The following is a 15,544-nucleotide window of genomic DNA, read 5'->3' on the forward strand; positions in this document are numbered from 1 at the left end:
CTATGCATGAATATAGAATAAATTATGAATAAATAGAGATAGAAAGAAGGAAGAGTTTATGGTCATTATTCAAGGAATCGCACTTTTACTGCTCATCCTCGCCTTGTTCACATTATTTAGTTATAAGGCGCCTTTTGGAATGAAGGCGATGGGAGCATTGGCCGGTGCTGCAATCGCGAGTTTCCTCGTCGAAGCGTTCAACGCGTATGCAATCGGCGGATTGCTGCCACTTCCTCTTTATGAAGAAGTAGGTCAAGCGGCTGGCGCTTTGTCAGGTCCTGCCGCTGCGGCTCTTGTCGCCATCGCACTTGGAATCAACCCCGTCTATAGTTTGATGATCGGGTTGTCTGTATCGGGATTCGGAATCCTTCCTGGCTTTTTTGCAGGATATCTTTTGGCTTTGGCTGGCACTCGAATCAATCGCTATCTGCCGACCGGCGTCGATATGATTTTCTACGTCATCGTGATGGCACCGCTCGCCCGTCTCGTCGCGACAGGGGTAGACCCACTCGTGACAAACACACTTGAACAGATTGGAGCTGTCATCGAACTGGCAGCAACACAAAATCCGGTCGTCATGGGTCTCGTCTTAGGAGGGATCGTCACGGTCGTATCAACGTCGCCTCTCAGTTCGATGGCCTTGACGGCGATGCTCGGTTTGACCGGGGTCCCGATGGCGATTGCCGCGCTCGCGTTGACCGCGTCCATCTCAATGAATTACTTGTTGTTCCGTCAATTGAAAATCGGAACAAAGAAAGATCAACTCTCTGTCGCCATCGAACCGTTGACGCAAGCTGACCTCATTTCTGCTAACCCGATTCCGATTTACAGTGTCAACTTTGTCGGTGGAGCCATCGCCGGATTGATTGTCGCCATGACCGGTATGATCAACGATGCGCCAGGTTCGGCAGCCGGGATTCCGGGACTTCTAGTCATGTATGGTTTCAACGATTGGCAAACGGTCACCTTCACAGCCGTCGTGCTATTCATCCTTGGGATCGGTTTCGGCTTGATCGGAAGCCGTTTGTTCAAAAATTTCCCGATTGTCCGTCATACGGAAAAAGTCGAATCGACAGAAGAAGATGCGGCCTAATTAAAAAATCGATGCACGCTCGAACGAATTATTCGGTGGCATCGATTTTTTATTATGACTCGTATGATTGTTCTTACAATAGAGAAGTGTCGACACGTTCACAAAGAAATCATCGCACGTTCTTTCCAATTGTGAATTGATCACCGGTTTAGTAAATCAACGAAAAAGCGTGTCAATCTACCGTGATGACTGTTCCTGTCTCACTGGATTTACGAGCAAGTTCAATCAAGTAGGTTGTCAATGTTGCATCTTTTAATGAAACGACGGGTTGCCGTACCTCATAACTATAAGCTAACTGTTGATAATACGCCAAATAACTACCTTTCTCGATTTGAATGGACGAAACCTCTTCTTTGGATAATACGCCAGTCTCTATAAGGTCACTTTCTAACTTTCCTTGCTTCAGAGCATCTTCTTGAGGATCAAGTCCATATTTCAAGAAACTTCCTTGCGTACCATGCACTTCAAACCGAGGTGTTTCTCCGGCGATGAATGGGTTCGAACGAAGGTATACTCGCTTCTCACCGTAATAGAATGTCAGATGAAACCCATCATCGGATTGGCCACCATCTCGTTGAATCATCACATCTGCTTGAATACGATCTGGCTTTCCAAACAAGGCTAGAGTCTGGTCAATCAGATGACTTCCTAAGTCGAATAAAATACCGGAACCTGGTCCTCCATTTTCACGCCACCGGTCACGTACATTCGGACGGAAACGATCAAATCGAGATTCAACGACCTTCCAGTCTCCTAACTCGTTCGAGTTAAGAAACGATTTAACCGTCAAGAAGTCTCCATCATAACGACGATTCTGATAAACGTTGACGATGCCCTTCGATTTCGCTTCAAGTTCCATCAACTCATATCCTTCTTCCGTTGTCAGGAATGCGGGTTTTTCGACGAGCACATCTTTTCCTGCCTCAAGACATGCGACGATCATCTCTTTATGTAAATGCGATGGTGTCGTAATGACATAGAGAGAAGCATCCGATTGAATCGCCTCGTCTAATGTCGCATATACCGTGACACCAGGTAATTCAGCCTGCACTTCTTCCGGGCGCGATGACACGACACCACTCACTTCAAATGAATCGATTGCCTTTAAGAACGGCAAATGGAACGTGTTTGCCGAGAATCCGAATCCCACCAAAATGGTTTTAGTCATATAAAACCCCTCCTTTTCGCTGTTGATAGTATAACAAAAAAAGGGTCAAATGACCCTTATGCACTCATGCTCTCATCCAATCTGTATTCGAACGTATTGTACCCGTTTCGTGAATCGACAAAGACGAAACCGAAACGTGGATAATAATCATTTAAAAATTCATTGTCAGCGACACAATCAAGACGAATTGGTTCATCTTCATCGGCTTCCTCTAAGACATGCTCCATGAGCTGCTGTCCGACGCCTTGCCCTTTTAGCTTTTCGCTGACGACGATTCGATGGATATATTGTCCACGCTCACTGTCGTCCCATAAGTTATCATCCCACTCATCTGGAGGTAACAATGCGATTGAAGCTAAAATTTGTTCGCCATCTTCAAAGACATATACACTGCCTTCTACAATGTCAGTGCGCACACGCTTTACGAGGTCCTGTTCCAAATATTCGGTCCATTGGTCGCTTCCTTGTTCATTTAGCGCTACGGCTCGTTGTTCGATTAGGTTCGCGATGTGTTGGGCATCGCGCTTCGTCGCGAGTCGAATCATAACGTCCTCCTTTAGTTATACAGTATTTGAAATACAAATATAACGGAGAACCGCATGCCTTTCAACCATCCTGCTCACTCGTGAAAATCAAACGGAGTGACGTCTCCATCGTTCAATTGATAACTATACGTCAACGTCGCATTGAGGCTATGCGATACAGAACAATAACGCTCAACGGACAATTCGATGGCACGCCGAACTCGTTCTTCCGATAACTCGCCTTTCAGGATATACAAGATGTGAATGGCTGTAAAGCGTTTCGGGTGATCGGTCGCCCGCACCCCATCGATTTTCATTTCGAATGCTTCAATTGGCTGGCGCATCTTATGCAGAATCGACACGATATCGATTCCTGTGCAGGATGCGGTCGCGTGAAGCAACATTTCTGTCGGACGAGGTCCTGTATCGAGCCCACCGACATCATCCGCCGCATCAAGGATCACCGTGTGTCCTGATGGCGTATGTGTTTCAAACGCCATCCCTTTCTTCCATACGACTTCCATGTTCATCATCTTCTCCCCCTATTTCATTTGATAGCATCCTATTCCCTCATTTGATGTATGATTAAGCTATGAATCGTTTATAAAGGGGTGTATGTCGTTGGATTGGTCTATGATTTTCAGTTGGGGACTTTATATCGTCCTCGGGTTAAACATGTTGTTCGCACTCGCCGTCATCTTCGCCGAAAGACGTGACGTCGGCGCGACCTGGGCCTGGCTTCTTGTCCTGTTTTTCTTACCAGTGCTCGGCTTCATTGTCTATCTCTTCCTAGGGCGACAACTTAAGAAGGATAACTTCTATAATTTAAGTGTAGAAGAACGTTCCTTCCATTCGCTTCAAGTCGAAGCGCAACTTGAACAAATTCATACGCGCCAAACCCAGCTCGCGCAGCCGCTGTTTGAAAAGTATGACCAACTACTTCAAATGAACTTACGATCTTCTAAATCGTTGATCAGTGTACATAACCGTTCCCTCATCTTGCACGACGGCGAACAAAAGTTCAAAGCGTTGATGGATGACATTCGCTCGGCCGAAACGGAAATCAATATTCAATATTACATCATCCAGCGTGACGCTCTCGGTCAGGCACTGTTGAAAGAGTTGATCGAGCGTGCGAAAGCCGGTGTCAAAGTTCGACTCCTCTACGATGCGGTCGGCTCACGTAGTCTTCGGAACTCGGACTTTAAAGAGTTGATTGCGAACGATGGCGAGGTGCGTGTCTTCTTCCCACCGACACTCGGGATCATCAACTTCAAGTTGAACAACCGAAATCACCGAAAGGTCGTCATCATCGATGGGAAAATCGGCTATGTCGGTGGATTCAATGTCGGTACCGAGTATTTAGGTTTAGTCGAAAAATTTGGCTATTGGCGTGACACGCACCTGCGTGTCGAAGGAGATGTCGTTTACAATTTACAACACCGATTCATATTGGACTGGAACTATTCTGGTCACCGTAAACATGATCCTGAAAATGCCTTCTGCTTTGCGCGACATGACATTAAAGAAAATTCTCCGATGCAAATCGTCACGAGTGGACCAAACTCGGATACGGAACATTTGAAGAATATGATGATCAAGATGATCATGTCCGCCAAACGACGGGTCGTCATTCAAACGCCATACTTCATTCCAGACACGAGTTTTATGGACGCTTGCAAAATGGCACTCTATTCTGGCGTTCAGATGGATATCATGATCCCTGGAAAACCGGACCATCCATTCGTCATGTGGGCGTCCCTCTCGTTCCTTGGGGAACTCCTCGACTACGGGGCAAACGTCTATCTGTATGATGAAGGGTTTCTCCACGCGAAGACGCTCGTCGTCGATGATGAGATCGCGACCGTCGGGACGACGAACTTGGACGCTCGAAGCTTCCGTCTCAATTTTGAAGTGAACGCACTTATCTATGATGAGCGGGTCGCCCTCGAACTCGTTTCTTTATTCGAGACCGATACGGCGGTCAGTCGCACTTATACGATGGAAGACTATGAAAAGCGGAAATGGACAGTACGTGCTCGGGAGGGTGTCTCACGACTCCTCAGTCCGATTTTATAACGAAAGAAGCAGAGCTCGGCGCTCTGCTTCTTTTTCATTTTACAGTTTGAACCGCGAGACGAGGTCTTGTAACTCCTCGGCCATGGTCGCGAGTGCTTTTGCTGACTGCGATACTTCTTCAATCGATTTCAATTGATCATCGGTCGTTGCCGCCACTTGCTTCGAGACACTCGAATTCTCATCGGCGATGTCGGCGATTTGTGATGCCGTCGCTGCCACTTCCTGAACGTTTGCTGCAATCTCCTCGACGGTTGCGGTCACGTCTTCAATCCGTGGTGTCATCGCGACTGTCCGCTCTTTGATTTTCTCGAAACGGTCTGCTGTCATTTCAGATGACGCCAATCCGGCCTTCGTATGAGTAGATACTTCCTGCATCAACTGTACAGACTGTTCCGTCTCATGCTTGATTCGATCAATCAACGCTGAAATTTGTTTCGTCGACTGTTGCGATTGTTCTGCGAGTTTACGCACCTCGCTCGCAACGACCGCGAACCCTTTGCCGTTCTCACCTGCACGTGCTGCTTCAATGGCAGCGTTCAATGCTAACAGGTTCGTCTGTTCAGCGATTCCATTGATGACCGTGACGATTTCTCCAATCTCGTTAGAGCGATGTGCCAATGAGTGAATGACGCCCTCGAATGTCACGACAGACGCATCGATTGCCTGCATCTGCTTCACATTCTCCTTCACGGTCGTCGAACCGTCTTCCGCTTCATTTGAGGTTTCGCGTGAAAGTTCAGAAACGTCCATGGAACTTTCTGAGATTCGCATGATTCCTGACGTGATCGCTTGGAGCGATGTCGCATTGTCGTCAAGTTGTCGCTTCGAGCCATCGGCACTGACTGCCATTTGATCAACTGCACGGGCAATCTGTTCTGATGAGGCGGTATTGTGTGCCGAGTTGGCCATCAATTCTTGAGACGAGGCGGCAACTTGACTGATTGAATCATCGAGACGGAGTAATACCATACGAAGTGAATCGCTCATTTCATTAAAACTCTCTGAGACAAGCCCGATTTCGTCGTTCGATAAGACGGTAATCGGCTCCGTTAAATCTCCTGATTTGATTCGTTCTGCTCCTTCTGTCAATAAACGCAACGGACGCAAGATTGAACGGAGAACGAAGTAGAGAAGAATGGCTGCAATCCCGAACATTCCGATGATGACGAATCCAGTCGTCCAAAGAATGCCGACCGTCTCGTCTTGAATCTCACCGTCATATAACGTACCGGCAATCTTCCATCCGGTGATTGGGTTCGTCACGAATGCTTTCTCCACGCCTTCCCCATTCTCCAATACAGACAGAGTCCCTTCTTCCTTGGAAAAGAGCGAATCTGTCCAAGATTCATCAATCTTTTCACCGACAGCCGTCGACGGATGAATGACGACTTGTTCTGCCTGGTCGAAGATGGCAACGTATCCTTCTTTCCCGATTTGAATGGTGGATGCCACTTCAGCGATATCGTTCACATCGACGTCAACGGCGACCACACCACTACCGTCTGAAGTCTTCTTCGAAACCGTGATCATCATTTTTTGAGAAGCGGCATCGACGTACGGATTCGTGATGGCAACCTCTTGTCCACTTGCTTCAGCCGCTTCATACCATGGACGAGTGCGTGGGTCATATCCTTCTGGCAATTCCTGCTCAGGATAGATCGTCATCGCACCTTCTACTGAAGCGAAGTAAATGTTCGTCACTTTTGGATGTGTCTCTAAATACTCAGTAAACTTCTCTGCTAACGCTTGATTCGCTTCTCCCTCTTCATAAATGGAACTATCAATCCGATTCGCAAAAAACGAGATGTCCGTTTGAATCGGTTCGATGAGGTTCGTGACCTCATTGTTCATCCGGTCTACCCCCGAATTGGCGGACTTGATCATTTGAGACTCGATTTTACCTTTCGCCTGCGAATAGGCGACGATTCCAATCAATGTGGCTGGAATAATCAATAATAGAACGGATAAGACAATCAATTTTTGCTTGATACTAATCGTGCGCTTCTGTTTCATAAAACATCTCCTAACCCGAATAAAATGTTCAAGCGAGTTCGATGAGTCGAATCCCCCTTAGGTTATTCATCATATCGGTCAAAAGTCATTAGATCTGAAGAATTGATTGAATTATTCGAAAATTATTTTTCGGAAACTGAAATGGAGTTTCACCGTTGTGTTCGATTGAACAAATCATACTATTCGTATTTAGTTAAAATTTGAGTCACCATATCGGAAGAGGGAGTCAAATGATGAATTCATTATTGGAAGAGATCAAATCCTATAAAGATCAGTTCAAACAAAATGCACCTGCCGAGAAGCAACGATTGATGGCTCAGGTGACTCAAGAATTGAAAGATTCAGGCATCGCATCAGGGTTAACAGTTGGAAATCAAGCGCCGTCGTTTGAATTGCCTCACGCGGACGGGACAACCGTCAATTTGAAAACGCTCCTTGAAAATGGACCAGTCATCGTCATATTTTACCGAGGTGGATGGTGCCCATACTGTAACCTCGAGCTCCGCGCTTACCAGCGCGAGTTGGCAACGATTCAAGAAAAAGGCGCGACTCTTGTCGCGATCAGTCCGGAAACGCCGGATTATTCCCTTTCGACGAAAGAAAAGAATGAACTTGATTTTTATGTATTGAGTGATGTTGATAATATTGTCGCACGTCAATTCGACCTCGTCTTTGACATGCCAGATTATTTGATTGATATTTATAAAGCATCTGGACTAAATGTCGATGCACATAACGGGAACGAAGATTGGCAGTTGCCGAAACCGGCCACGTTCATCATCCAATCTGATGGAACGATTTCGTTCAGTGATGTGCCTGCTGACTATACAGAACGTGTCGACCCGAAAATGGTTATTGAAAAATTGTAAATTAAAGGAGATGACGCGCATCATCTCCTTTTCTATTCACTTATTTCGTTTATTGTCTTACAAACTCCTCGTGCAATATCGCGTACACCATGCTATCGGTCCTTTCATTCTTATTCCAATAGTCTCTCAAGAAATGAGCTTCTTTTCTCATTCCAACCCGTTCGCATAATTTTTGGGAAGCTACATTTCTGGCGTCGAGATTAGCTTGTACCCTATGTAGATTGAGCTTTGTGAACAACTCCCCTAGCAATCCGCTCACTGCCTCCGTCGCATATCCTTTTCCTGAATGTGAATCAGAAAAACAATACCCAATCTCTACCGTGTCTTTCATACCCGCGTACCAAACTGTGAGATCCCCAATCACTTCATCTTGATGTACGACTGCTAAATTCAACGTACTAGTCTCGGTAAGAATAGAATTTGTTAGTTTTTTATCAAATTCTTTCTTCCTGTTTTCAGACGTCCATGGCTCATGCAAAAGATATCTGCATACTTCTGGTTTTGTATACATTTCGAATGTAGCATGCAAGTCTTTCTCCATAAATGGTCTGATTATTAAACGCTCAGTGGTAAATTTCACGTCGACTCCTCCCTTACATTTGATCGCGCAACTCTCCTCCGGTTCACGACCTATGAGGACATGATAAATTGCTCCACTCGCTTGAGAAGTGTTTCAAGTAACCGTAGTGACCGGTATGTCTCTCCTGTGTACTCGAGGCTATGATTCATCTCCTTGACAATCTCGAGTTCGGTCAAGGCCAGATGTTCAAGACGCTTCATTCTCTCATCTACATAATGTTGGTCCGCCGTTCCTATGAGAATCATCTGTTGTCCTTTATGAGACTGGATCGCTTCATATATGTCGTCTTGTTTCAACAAAGGTGTCAACCAAACGAGTTTGGCATCATGAAACACGTTTCGGGTGAGTTCACTTGCCATCGCAACCGTACCGAGCGATTTTCCGACGATGATGTATTGTTGAACGGAATCAGTATGTAGGATTTGATCGATGACGAGTCGAACATCATCAACAATTGCCTTATTTACATCGACTGAATCGTACCGCTCGTCGCGATAGTTATAGTTGACTTCGAGAACGTTCAACCCATTCTCTATGCACAATCCAGTCGTATAGCGAAACATTGGAGAATCATTTGTATATCCGTATCCGGGCAACAAAATCACGAGTGTGTCGGATGACGAATCAGGCTGCAGGTACGAATACGGGACGGGTATTCCGTTTTTCCCAATGACGTGACCATCTGTTACTTCATACATGCTGTCTCCTCAATTCTGCAAGAGTTGCGTTTCATGGTGATGAATCATCGTTCCAATGCTCTCTCCTTCGAGAATACGATGAATGGCGTTCCGCTCCTTGAAGTCGAACAAGTGAATCGGCAAACCGTGATCTCTCGCGAGAAGCAATGCCGATTGATCCATCACTTTCAAATCATTCGAAATGACATCGTTATAGTGAAGGGTTTCAAATTGACAAGCGTCCGAATCCAAACGAGGATCGCGGTCATATACGCCGGAGACACCGTTCTTTGCCACGAACAAGGCATCACATCCCACTTCGATGGCACGCTGAACAGCAGGATAGTCTGAAGAAACGAACGGTTGACCGTTACCGCCTGCAAAAATGACGATATATCCTTTTTTCAAATGATTGATGGCTCGAAGTTGAATGTACGGTTCGGCTACGCTCGGCATTGGAATCGATGTCGTGACGCGCACTTCTCGAGTCGTATCTCGTTTCAAGATTCCACGTAGCATCAATGAGTTCATGACTGTCCCGAGCGTTCCGATACTGTCAGCCTCCACTCGATTGATCCCCCACGCTTCTGCTTGATTCCCGCGAAAGAGATTTCCCCCGCCGACCATGACACACACTTCAACCCCGCTATTTGCGAGTGATAATATTTCTTCTGCAATCAGGCTGAGGCTCATTTCGTCAAAGTTATCCGTTCCATCACCAGCTAGAGCGGCTCCACTTAACTTGATACAAATTTTTCGGTGCTTCAATGTCTCCCAACCCTTCATTTGGAATATTTTGTTCAATTCAGTATAGAAGAGTTTATATAATGGAACAACACTATTTTTAATTGATTCATAAGGACATTTCTTTATATTTCTTGTAAAACTCATCGAACATATAAAGTCCACCGATCTCTTCATCGATAAACGTATATAAAGAAATTTCAAATTCTAGAGGCGATGCTTCATTGAAACACTCTTTTACTCTAAGTAAGCCTTCTTTTATATACAGCTTTCCCTTTTCGATATTCTCGTTTGAGATATAGTACCGTCCAAGATTAAGATGGTAACGAGGAAATTCTGGATACTCTGCAATTGCCTTTAACAGATACGGTTCATACTGATCTGGACGTTCGAATTGATGTAGATGAGCCATTGAATAGTAGAGGATCCCTTTTGATTTAGCATCCATTTCACTCAACAAAAAAAGACCGTAGAACATTCTACAGTCTCTAAGCTCAGGCTCCCATGATGGAGTCGTGACGGGTCGTTTCCCAACCGTACGCCACTTCGCGGAGCATCAATTCACCAAACTCTCGATCTTTCTGGTCGATGACCTGCCCTTGTTTTCGTTCATAAAACGTGCGGAACGGATTCATCTCAAGCGCCCAGATCAAGAGTCCTGCCTCACACATCGATTGCACGGCATGCTCAAGGAGAGCGGACCCGATTCCGTTCCCTTGATGGTTCTCTAAAATATAAATAGCATACACTTCATTCGTGTGGTCTGGATACTCTCCTGTCCGCTCTTCTCCGTAAAGAACGAAGCCCACGATTTCGTCCTCGACAATCGCCACAAAGCCGGCTACTTCTTGCCGACGAAGGGCGGTCCGCAAGCGTTCTGCCCATTCGATGGAGCCGGATGATACTTTTAGCAAATACTCAGTCGGTACGATCCCCCGATAGGTCGTACGCCACCCGTTCACACGCACTCTCGCAATCCCATACACATCATCTGGTTTGGCGACCCGAATGTCCAATGTGACCCCCTCCTCACCCGAAGCTTTACAAATAGTTTACCACAAATCCCCAACTTGCAATCCGAGATTATGTGAATTTTGCACGGACATCGACAACAATAAAGACGTCACCTCTGGTTAAAGGCGACGTCTCTTCTTACGTTATGCAACTTCTTTAGATTGGACTGGTGTCGATGTTGTTAACGGTTTTTTCAAGAACGATAGGAGCAATGCTCCGACCACCGCACCTGCCAAGATGGCGAGTGCATAGAGACCCATACTCACAGCGACGTTTCCAGCTCCTTCAAGAAGTGGGAAGACGAAGATCCCACCGTGTGGCGCTGGTAATTGAATCGTGAAGAATGCGGATAATCCGCCTGCAATGGCAGATCCGAGAATCGCTGATGGAAGAACGCGAATCGGGTCCGCAGCCGCGAATGGGATTGCCGCTTCCGTGATGAACGAGGCTCCCATGATATAAGCAGTTTTTCCTGCTTCGCGCTCTTGTTTCGAGAACTTTTGACGAGCGAAGACTGTTGATGCGAGTGCGACGAGGAGTGGTGGTACCATCCCTCCAGCCATGACGGCTGCCATGACTTCTTGGTTACCCGCTGTAAGTGCTGCCGTACCGAAGACGTACGCTGTCTTGTTGATCGGACCACCCATATCGACTGCCATCATCCCACCGACGATGACACCAAGAAGGATGGCGTTCGCGCCACTCATGCTGTTCAACGTATCCATCAACCATGTCATAAGTGCTGCGATCGGTTCGTTGACGACGAGTAACATGACCATCCCGGAGATGAACGAGCCGAGTAACGGATACAAGAGGACTGGCTTGATTCCTTCAAGTGAAGCAGGCAACTTCGCGAGTGCCTTTTTCAAGAAAAGGACGACATAACCGGCCAAGAAACCGGCGATGAGACCACCGAGGAATCCGGCGTTCCCTTGACTTGCAAGTACCCCTGCCACGAGACCTGGTGCGAGACCTGGGCGATCGGCAATCGACATCGCGATGAAACCGGCGAGAATCGGAACGAGGAAGCCGAATGCAGCTCCACCGATCGTCATCAACTGTGCTGCAAATTCATTGTAAGACGGGTCATCCGGGTTAGCAGAGTTGATGCCCCAGAAGAAGCTGATGGCAATCAAGAGTCCACCTGCGACAACGAGTGGAAGCATCGCAGATACACCGCTCATCAAGTGCTTGTACACGCCTGTACGTTGTTCTTTCGAAGCACCACCTGATGTTTTCGAAGCCTCATATACCGGCGCATCTTGTTTCACCGCACGATTGATGAGTTCTTCAGGTTTCCGAATCCCTTGTGCGACCGGAACTTCGATGACTCGCTTACCAGCGAAACGATCCATTTCAACAGCCTTGTCCGCTGCGACGATGATCGCTGTCGCCCGGTCGATATCCGCGCGCGTCAATTCATTTTTTACGCCAGTCGATCCGTTCGTTTCGACTTTAATATCGACGCCCATCGCTTCGGCTTTTTGCTTCAAGCTATCTGCTGCCATATACGTATGAGCGATTCCTGTCGGGCATGCCGTGACGGCCAAAATGAACGGTGCATCTTCATTCGTCGGTTTCACGACTTCTGGCTTCTCTTCTGCCGCTTCTTTTTCTTCGATGGCACGAATGACATCGCTTTCAGAAGTGGCTGCATAGAGACGCTCTTGGAATGCAGGGTCCATCAAGTAAACTGAAAGTTTAGAGAGTGTTTCAAGGTGTTCATTATTCGCGTTTTCTCCTGCCGCAATCATAAAGAAGAGGCGGCTCGGTTGTCCGTCTAACGCTTCGTAGTCGACGCCTTCCGAGCGACCGAATGCGATTGCTGGCGTTTTGACCGCACTCGTTTTCGCATGAGGAATGGCAATCCCTTCTCCGAGGCCGGTCGTGCTCTCGCTTTCACGTTTTAGAATCGCATCGCGATAACCGTTGCGGTCGGATAGTTTACCAGCGCGATCGAGGACATCGACAAGTTCTTCGATGACCTCACGCTTAGAACTCGCGCGTAGATTCAATTGAATCGTGTCGCGTTGGAGCAAGTCCGTGATTTTCATGTTGTTTCCTCCATTCGTTTCAGTGGCGTGAGTTGTACTTGATCGATCAATCGATCGATCTCTTGTTTTGAACATAGGCCGAACGTATAAGCAGATGCGCTTCCTGTCGTGACCGCGTATCGAAATGCTTCTTGTTCACCTTTTTCTTTCACATTCGCGACAAATCCGGCAACGAGTGAATCTCCTGCACCAACCGAGTTCACGAGTTTCCCGACCGGTGTGTTCGCTGTGACGGCTCCGTCCTTGTTAACAAGTAGTGCCCCGTCTCCCGCAAAGGAGATGATGACGTTTTTCGCCCCGCGTTTGACGAGCTGTTCGGCATATGGAAGAGCTTCTTCAAACGTTTCGATCTCGGTATCAAACAATTCACCTAATTCATGGTGGTTCGGTTTGATCATGAGTGGTTCGAGGGCGAGCACCTCGAGCATGGCATCTTTCGTTGTATCGACGACAAAGTCGGCACCTTTTTCGCGAATCGATTCAGCAATGGTCCGATATAGCGAGTCTGGTAGGTTGCTCGGGATACTACCCGCGAGGACGACAATATCGCCTTCTTGAACTTGATCGAACTTGGCCGTCAACAGTTCGAGCTCGCGCTCTGTGATATTCGGTCCGCTCGCATTCAGTTCTGTTTCCTCTTTCGCCCGAATCTTGACATTGATCCGGGTGTTCCCATTCACCTCTACGAAATCGGTGTGTACACCGTGGTCGACGAGTGACTTTTTAATGAAGTCACCGGTCGTCCCACCGATGAAACCAAGCGCCTTCGTCTCTTGTGCATATTCCCGAAGAACGATGGAGACGTTAATTCCTTTACCGCCTGCGCGCTCCGTCGTCTCTTCGATTCGGTTCACTTCTCCTAGATGTACTTCAGGTAATGTTACGTAGTAATCAATAGAAGGGTTGAGTGTTAACGTGTAAATCATTTCGCATTCACCACCTTTGTGATTGTTTGGATGGAACTCATTGACTCACTGCTTGATGTGATCAACTGAGCGGCATCTAACGTCGCGACTCGGCTGAACGTTCGTTTCCCGATCTTCGATGCGTCCGCGAGTACGAACGAGGTTTGTGCCAATTCGATTGCCGTTTTTTTGACAAGCGCTTCTTCTGGGTCCGGGGTCGTGTAACCCGCTTCAAGGTCGATTCCATTCATTCCGAGAAAGGCGAGGTCGACACGATAATTCATCATGCTCTCGCGTGCGTTATACCCAACCAATGCCTGGGTGGAACGCTTTAATTCTCCGCCAATCACAAACGTCTTAATATCAAGATCAAATAATTCATTCGCAATCGGTAGACTGTTTGTGACGACGACAATTTTTTTTCCTTCTAAAAACGGAACCATCGCCTGAGTGGTTGTACCGGCATCTAAATAAATCGACATCCCGTCTTCGATGAACGTTGCGGCCTTCCGTGCAATCGCAACTTTTTCATCTACGAACCGGTCTCGCTTTTCTTCAAATGTCGGTTCCTCATCTGGAGTCGCAATGAGCGTTGCGCCTCCGTGAACCCTTGCCAGATACCCTTCCGCTTCAAGGTCCGTCAAATCTCGACGAATCGTCGACTCGGATGAATCAGTTAAATCAACCAATTCTTTTAATTTGACGACCTTCTGTTCAGATAAGCGTTGCAAAATCAACTGATGTCGTTGTTTCGTTAACATCTTGTTCCCTCCATACGTCTAATATAAAGCGTTTTCATTATAAAAACAACTAAAATCATTCAAAAACATTCATTTCCATTCAACTTGTCACAATTATAACATAAAAAACGGTCAATAGATGACCGTTTTTTGAGTTTATGACTGTATTTTTAACCATTCATCCAATTCTTGAACGAGTTTTGGATGAATCGGCGCATCGATCGCTTCTCGATACTCTTTATGCAACGTGAGAAGCGAATGGGGTGACTCCCGTTTCACGAGCAGATGATTCATATCATCGATGATCGATGAGGTGACCTCCCCTTTTGTTTGAATCATATGGACGTGTTCGGGTGGGACTTGCACATCACGCCCCCCCGTAATCGCAAGAACCGGGACGGTCACATGCTCCAATCGCTCTCGGACGTCATAGGATGCATGTTCTCGAATCCATTTCGCATTTACGACTTGACCTCGATATTTGAAAGACGAGACGTTCGTCCGTAAAGAACGCTCTAACAAATCGTCCTGTCGCTGCCTAACTTTTTTGGCAACGCCCGTCAACCGATAGAAGAGACCTTTTATTCCCTTCACATGTTCGATATCTTTAGCGAGTGCATCTGCTTGGTATAAGAACATCTGCTTGGACGCTTCATGGAAATCGGAAAGTAAGATCAGTCCATCCGCCTTCGTCTCAAGTTGAACGGCAGGAGCAAGGACGGCCCCTTCACTATGACCAAGTAGATATAAGCGATTCACATCGGCCAATTGTCGAATGGTGCGTACGACAAGAATCGCATCGTTAATCAAGTCATGTAATCCGACTTTGTTGAAGTCTCCATCTGACTTCCCGATTCCTTGTTTGTCATATCGGAACACGTTATATCCATGGTCATACAACGCTTCTGCCAGCTTGGCATACGTGTTAAATCCGACACCACCCATATTGCCGTCACGGTCACTCGGCCCACTTCCGCTCAACATGACAATCGTCGTCCGAGGCTCCTCATGGGAAAGAAAAGTTCCTGCAATCGTTCCATATGTTGTCGTAATTGTCATCTCTTGTTTCATCGTATCGCCTCCA

The 15,544-nt window shown here is 46.9% G+C and carries 16 protein-coding genes; 3 read left to right on the plus strand and 13 right to left on the minus strand.

Features of this window, described 5'->3' with window-relative positions; genetic code table 11:
- Positions 1-58: 58 nt before the first annotated feature.
- Positions 59-1,093 (plus strand): PTS sugar transporter subunit IIC, encoded by a 1,035-nt coding sequence (locus tag KNO72_RS00775; protein ID WP_159562249.1) that lies wholly within the window; start codon positions 59-61, stop codon positions 1,091-1,093.
- A 172-nt stretch (positions 1,094-1,265) separates the two neighbouring features.
- On the opposite strand, the gene KNO72_RS00780 is transcribed toward KNO72_RS00775, so the two are convergent.
- The 3 genes from KNO72_RS00780 to KNO72_RS00790 all read right to left on the minus strand — a co-directional run bounded on the left by KNO72_RS00780 (position 1,266) and on the right by KNO72_RS00790 (position 3,315).
- A complete protein-coding gene (locus tag KNO72_RS00780) occupies positions 1,266-2,261 on the minus strand; it encodes a Gfo/Idh/MocA family oxidoreductase (protein ID WP_078146851.1) in 996 nt (331 codons plus the stop codon).
- A 56-nt stretch (positions 2,262-2,317) separates the two neighbouring features.
- Positions 2,318-2,806, minus strand: a complete 489-nt coding sequence (locus KNO72_RS00785) for a GNAT family N-acetyltransferase (protein WP_078146850.1) — start codon at positions 2,804-2,806, stop codon at positions 2,318-2,320.
- A gap of 74 nt (positions 2,807-2,880) precedes the next feature.
- The gene (locus KNO72_RS00790; RefSeq protein ID WP_074037078.1) at positions 2,881-3,315 is read right to left on the minus strand and encodes an OsmC family protein; all 435 of its coding nucleotides are present in this window, start codon (positions 3,313-3,315) and stop codon (positions 2,881-2,883) included.
- Between the two features lie 85 nt (positions 3,316-3,400).
- Between KNO72_RS00790 and cls the strand changes: the two genes are divergently transcribed.
- Positions 3,401-4,864 carry a cardiolipin synthase gene (cls, locus tag KNO72_RS00795; protein WP_371815826.1) on the plus strand — a complete coding sequence of 488 codons (1,464 nt, stop codon included), beginning with the start codon at positions 3,401-3,403 and terminating at the stop codon, positions 4,862-4,864.
- A 39-nt stretch (positions 4,865-4,903) separates the two neighbouring features.
- On the opposite strand, the gene KNO72_RS00800 is transcribed toward cls, so the two are convergent.
- On the minus strand, positions 4,904-6,877 hold the full coding sequence (locus KNO72_RS00800; protein ID WP_214757050.1) for a methyl-accepting chemotaxis protein: 1,974 nt from the start codon (positions 6,875-6,877) through the stop codon (positions 4,904-4,906).
- A 233-nt stretch (positions 6,878-7,110) separates the two neighbouring features.
- On the opposite strand from KNO72_RS00800, the gene KNO72_RS00805 reads away from it, so the two are divergent.
- The gene (locus KNO72_RS00805; RefSeq protein ID WP_214757051.1) at positions 7,111-7,746 is read left to right on the plus strand and encodes a peroxiredoxin-like family protein; all 636 of its coding nucleotides are present in this window, start codon (positions 7,111-7,113) and stop codon (positions 7,744-7,746) included.
- A gap of 49 nt (positions 7,747-7,795) precedes the next feature.
- Here KNO72_RS00805 and KNO72_RS00810 read toward each other — a convergent pair whose 3' ends face one another.
- The 9 genes from KNO72_RS00810 to KNO72_RS00850 form a co-directional block, all read right to left on the minus strand.
- Positions 7,796-8,326, minus strand: a complete 531-nt coding sequence (locus KNO72_RS00810; protein WP_214757052.1) for a GNAT family N-acetyltransferase — start codon at positions 8,324-8,326, stop codon at positions 7,796-7,798.
- A 50-nt stretch (positions 8,327-8,376) separates the two neighbouring features.
- Entirely contained in the window at positions 8,377-9,024 is a 648-nt protein-coding gene (locus KNO72_RS00815; RefSeq protein ID WP_078146845.1) for an alpha/beta family hydrolase, read from the minus strand.
- Between the two features lie 9 nt (positions 9,025-9,033).
- On the minus strand, positions 9,034-9,789 hold the full coding sequence (gene pyrH / locus KNO72_RS00820) for a UMP kinase (protein WP_214757053.1): 756 nt from the start codon (positions 9,787-9,789) through the stop codon (positions 9,034-9,036).
- Between the two features lie 67 nt (positions 9,790-9,856).
- Entirely contained in the window at positions 9,857-10,225 is a 369-nt protein-coding gene (locus KNO72_RS00825; protein ID WP_214757054.1) for a hypothetical protein, read from the minus strand.
- A gap of 16 nt (positions 10,226-10,241) precedes the next feature.
- Complete coding sequence (locus KNO72_RS00830; protein WP_012726215.1) at positions 10,242-10,763, minus strand: GNAT family N-acetyltransferase; 522 nt, start codon at positions 10,761-10,763, stop codon at positions 10,242-10,244.
- Positions 10,764-10,904: 141 nt separating this feature from the next.
- The gene (locus KNO72_RS00835) at positions 10,905-12,815 is read right to left on the minus strand and encodes a PTS fructose transporter subunit IIABC (protein WP_078146842.1); all 1,911 of its coding nucleotides are present in this window, start codon (positions 12,813-12,815) and stop codon (positions 10,905-10,907) included.
- Positions 12,812-13,741, minus strand: coding sequence for a 1-phosphofructokinase (gene pfkB, locus KNO72_RS00840; RefSeq protein WP_078146841.1), 930 nt, complete (start codon positions 13,739-13,741; stop codon positions 12,812-12,814). The genes KNO72_RS00835 and pfkB overlap by 4 nt, the downstream gene beginning before the upstream one ends.
- Positions 13,738-14,481: a DeoR/GlpR family DNA-binding transcription regulator gene (locus KNO72_RS00845; RefSeq protein ID WP_078146840.1), complete on the minus strand. Its 744-nt coding sequence runs from the start codon at positions 14,479-14,481 to the stop codon at positions 13,738-13,740. The genes pfkB and KNO72_RS00845 overlap by 4 nt, the downstream gene beginning before the upstream one ends.
- Before the next feature lie 135 nt (positions 14,482-14,616).
- Positions 14,617-15,531, minus strand: a complete 915-nt coding sequence (locus KNO72_RS00850) for an alpha/beta hydrolase (RefSeq protein WP_214757055.1) — start codon at positions 15,529-15,531, stop codon at positions 14,617-14,619.
- Positions 15,532-15,544 lie beyond the last annotated feature (13 nt).

It is taken from the genome of Exiguobacterium sp. s123 (assembly GCF_018617075.1).
Taxonomy (GTDB): domain Bacteria; phylum Bacillota; class Bacilli; order Exiguobacteriales; family Exiguobacteriaceae; genus Exiguobacterium; species Exiguobacterium profundum.

What these genes read in the sequence shown, in the direction of transcription:
- KNO72_RS00835 (WP_078146842.1), bottom strand. Translation starts at nt 12,815, where the DNA reads ATGAAAATCACGGACTTGCTCCAACGCGACACGATTCAATTGAATCTA.
- KNO72_RS00785 (WP_078146850.1), bottom strand. Translation starts at nt 2,806, where the DNA reads ATGATTCGACTCGCGACGAAGCGCGATGCCCAACACATCGCGAACCTA.
- KNO72_RS00845 (WP_078146840.1), bottom strand. Translation starts at nt 14,481, where the DNA reads ATGTTAACGAAACAACGACATCAGTTGATTTTGCAACGCTTATCTGAA.
- cls (WP_371815826.1), top strand. Translation starts at nt 3,401, where the DNA reads ATGTCGTTGGATTGGTCTATGATTTTCAGTTGGGGACTTTATATCGTC.
- pfkB (WP_078146841.1), bottom strand. Translation starts at nt 13,741, where the DNA reads ATGATTTACACGTTAACACTCAACCCTTCTATTGATTACTACGTAACA.
- KNO72_RS00775 (WP_159562249.1), top strand. Translation starts at nt 59, where the DNA reads ATGGTCATTATTCAAGGAATCGCACTTTTACTGCTCATCCTCGCCTTG.
- KNO72_RS00815 (WP_078146845.1), bottom strand. Translation starts at nt 9,024, where the DNA reads ATGTATGAAGTAACAGATGGTCACGTCATTGGGAAAAACGGAATACCC.
- KNO72_RS00825 (WP_214757054.1), bottom strand. Translation starts at nt 10,225, where the DNA reads ATGTTCTACGGTCTTTTTTTGTTGAGTGAAATGGATGCTAAATCAAAA.
- KNO72_RS00850 (WP_214757055.1), bottom strand. Translation starts at nt 15,531, where the DNA reads ATGAAACAAGAGATGACAATTACGACAACATATGGAACGATTGCAGGA.
- KNO72_RS00805 (WP_214757051.1), top strand. Translation starts at nt 7,111, where the DNA reads ATGAATTCATTATTGGAAGAGATCAAATCCTATAAAGATCAGTTCAAA.
- pyrH (WP_214757053.1), bottom strand. Translation starts at nt 9,789, where the DNA reads ATGAAGGGTTGGGAGACATTGAAGCACCGAAAAATTTGTATCAAGTTA.
- KNO72_RS00800 (WP_214757050.1), bottom strand. Translation starts at nt 6,877, where the DNA reads ATGAAACAGAAGCGCACGATTAGTATCAAGCAAAAATTGATTGTCTTA.
- KNO72_RS00780 (WP_078146851.1), bottom strand. Translation starts at nt 2,261, where the DNA reads ATGACTAAAACCATTTTGGTGGGATTCGGATTCTCGGCAAACACGTTC.
- KNO72_RS00790 (WP_074037078.1), bottom strand. Translation starts at nt 3,315, where the DNA reads ATGAACATGGAAGTCGTATGGAAGAAAGGGATGGCGTTTGAAACACAT.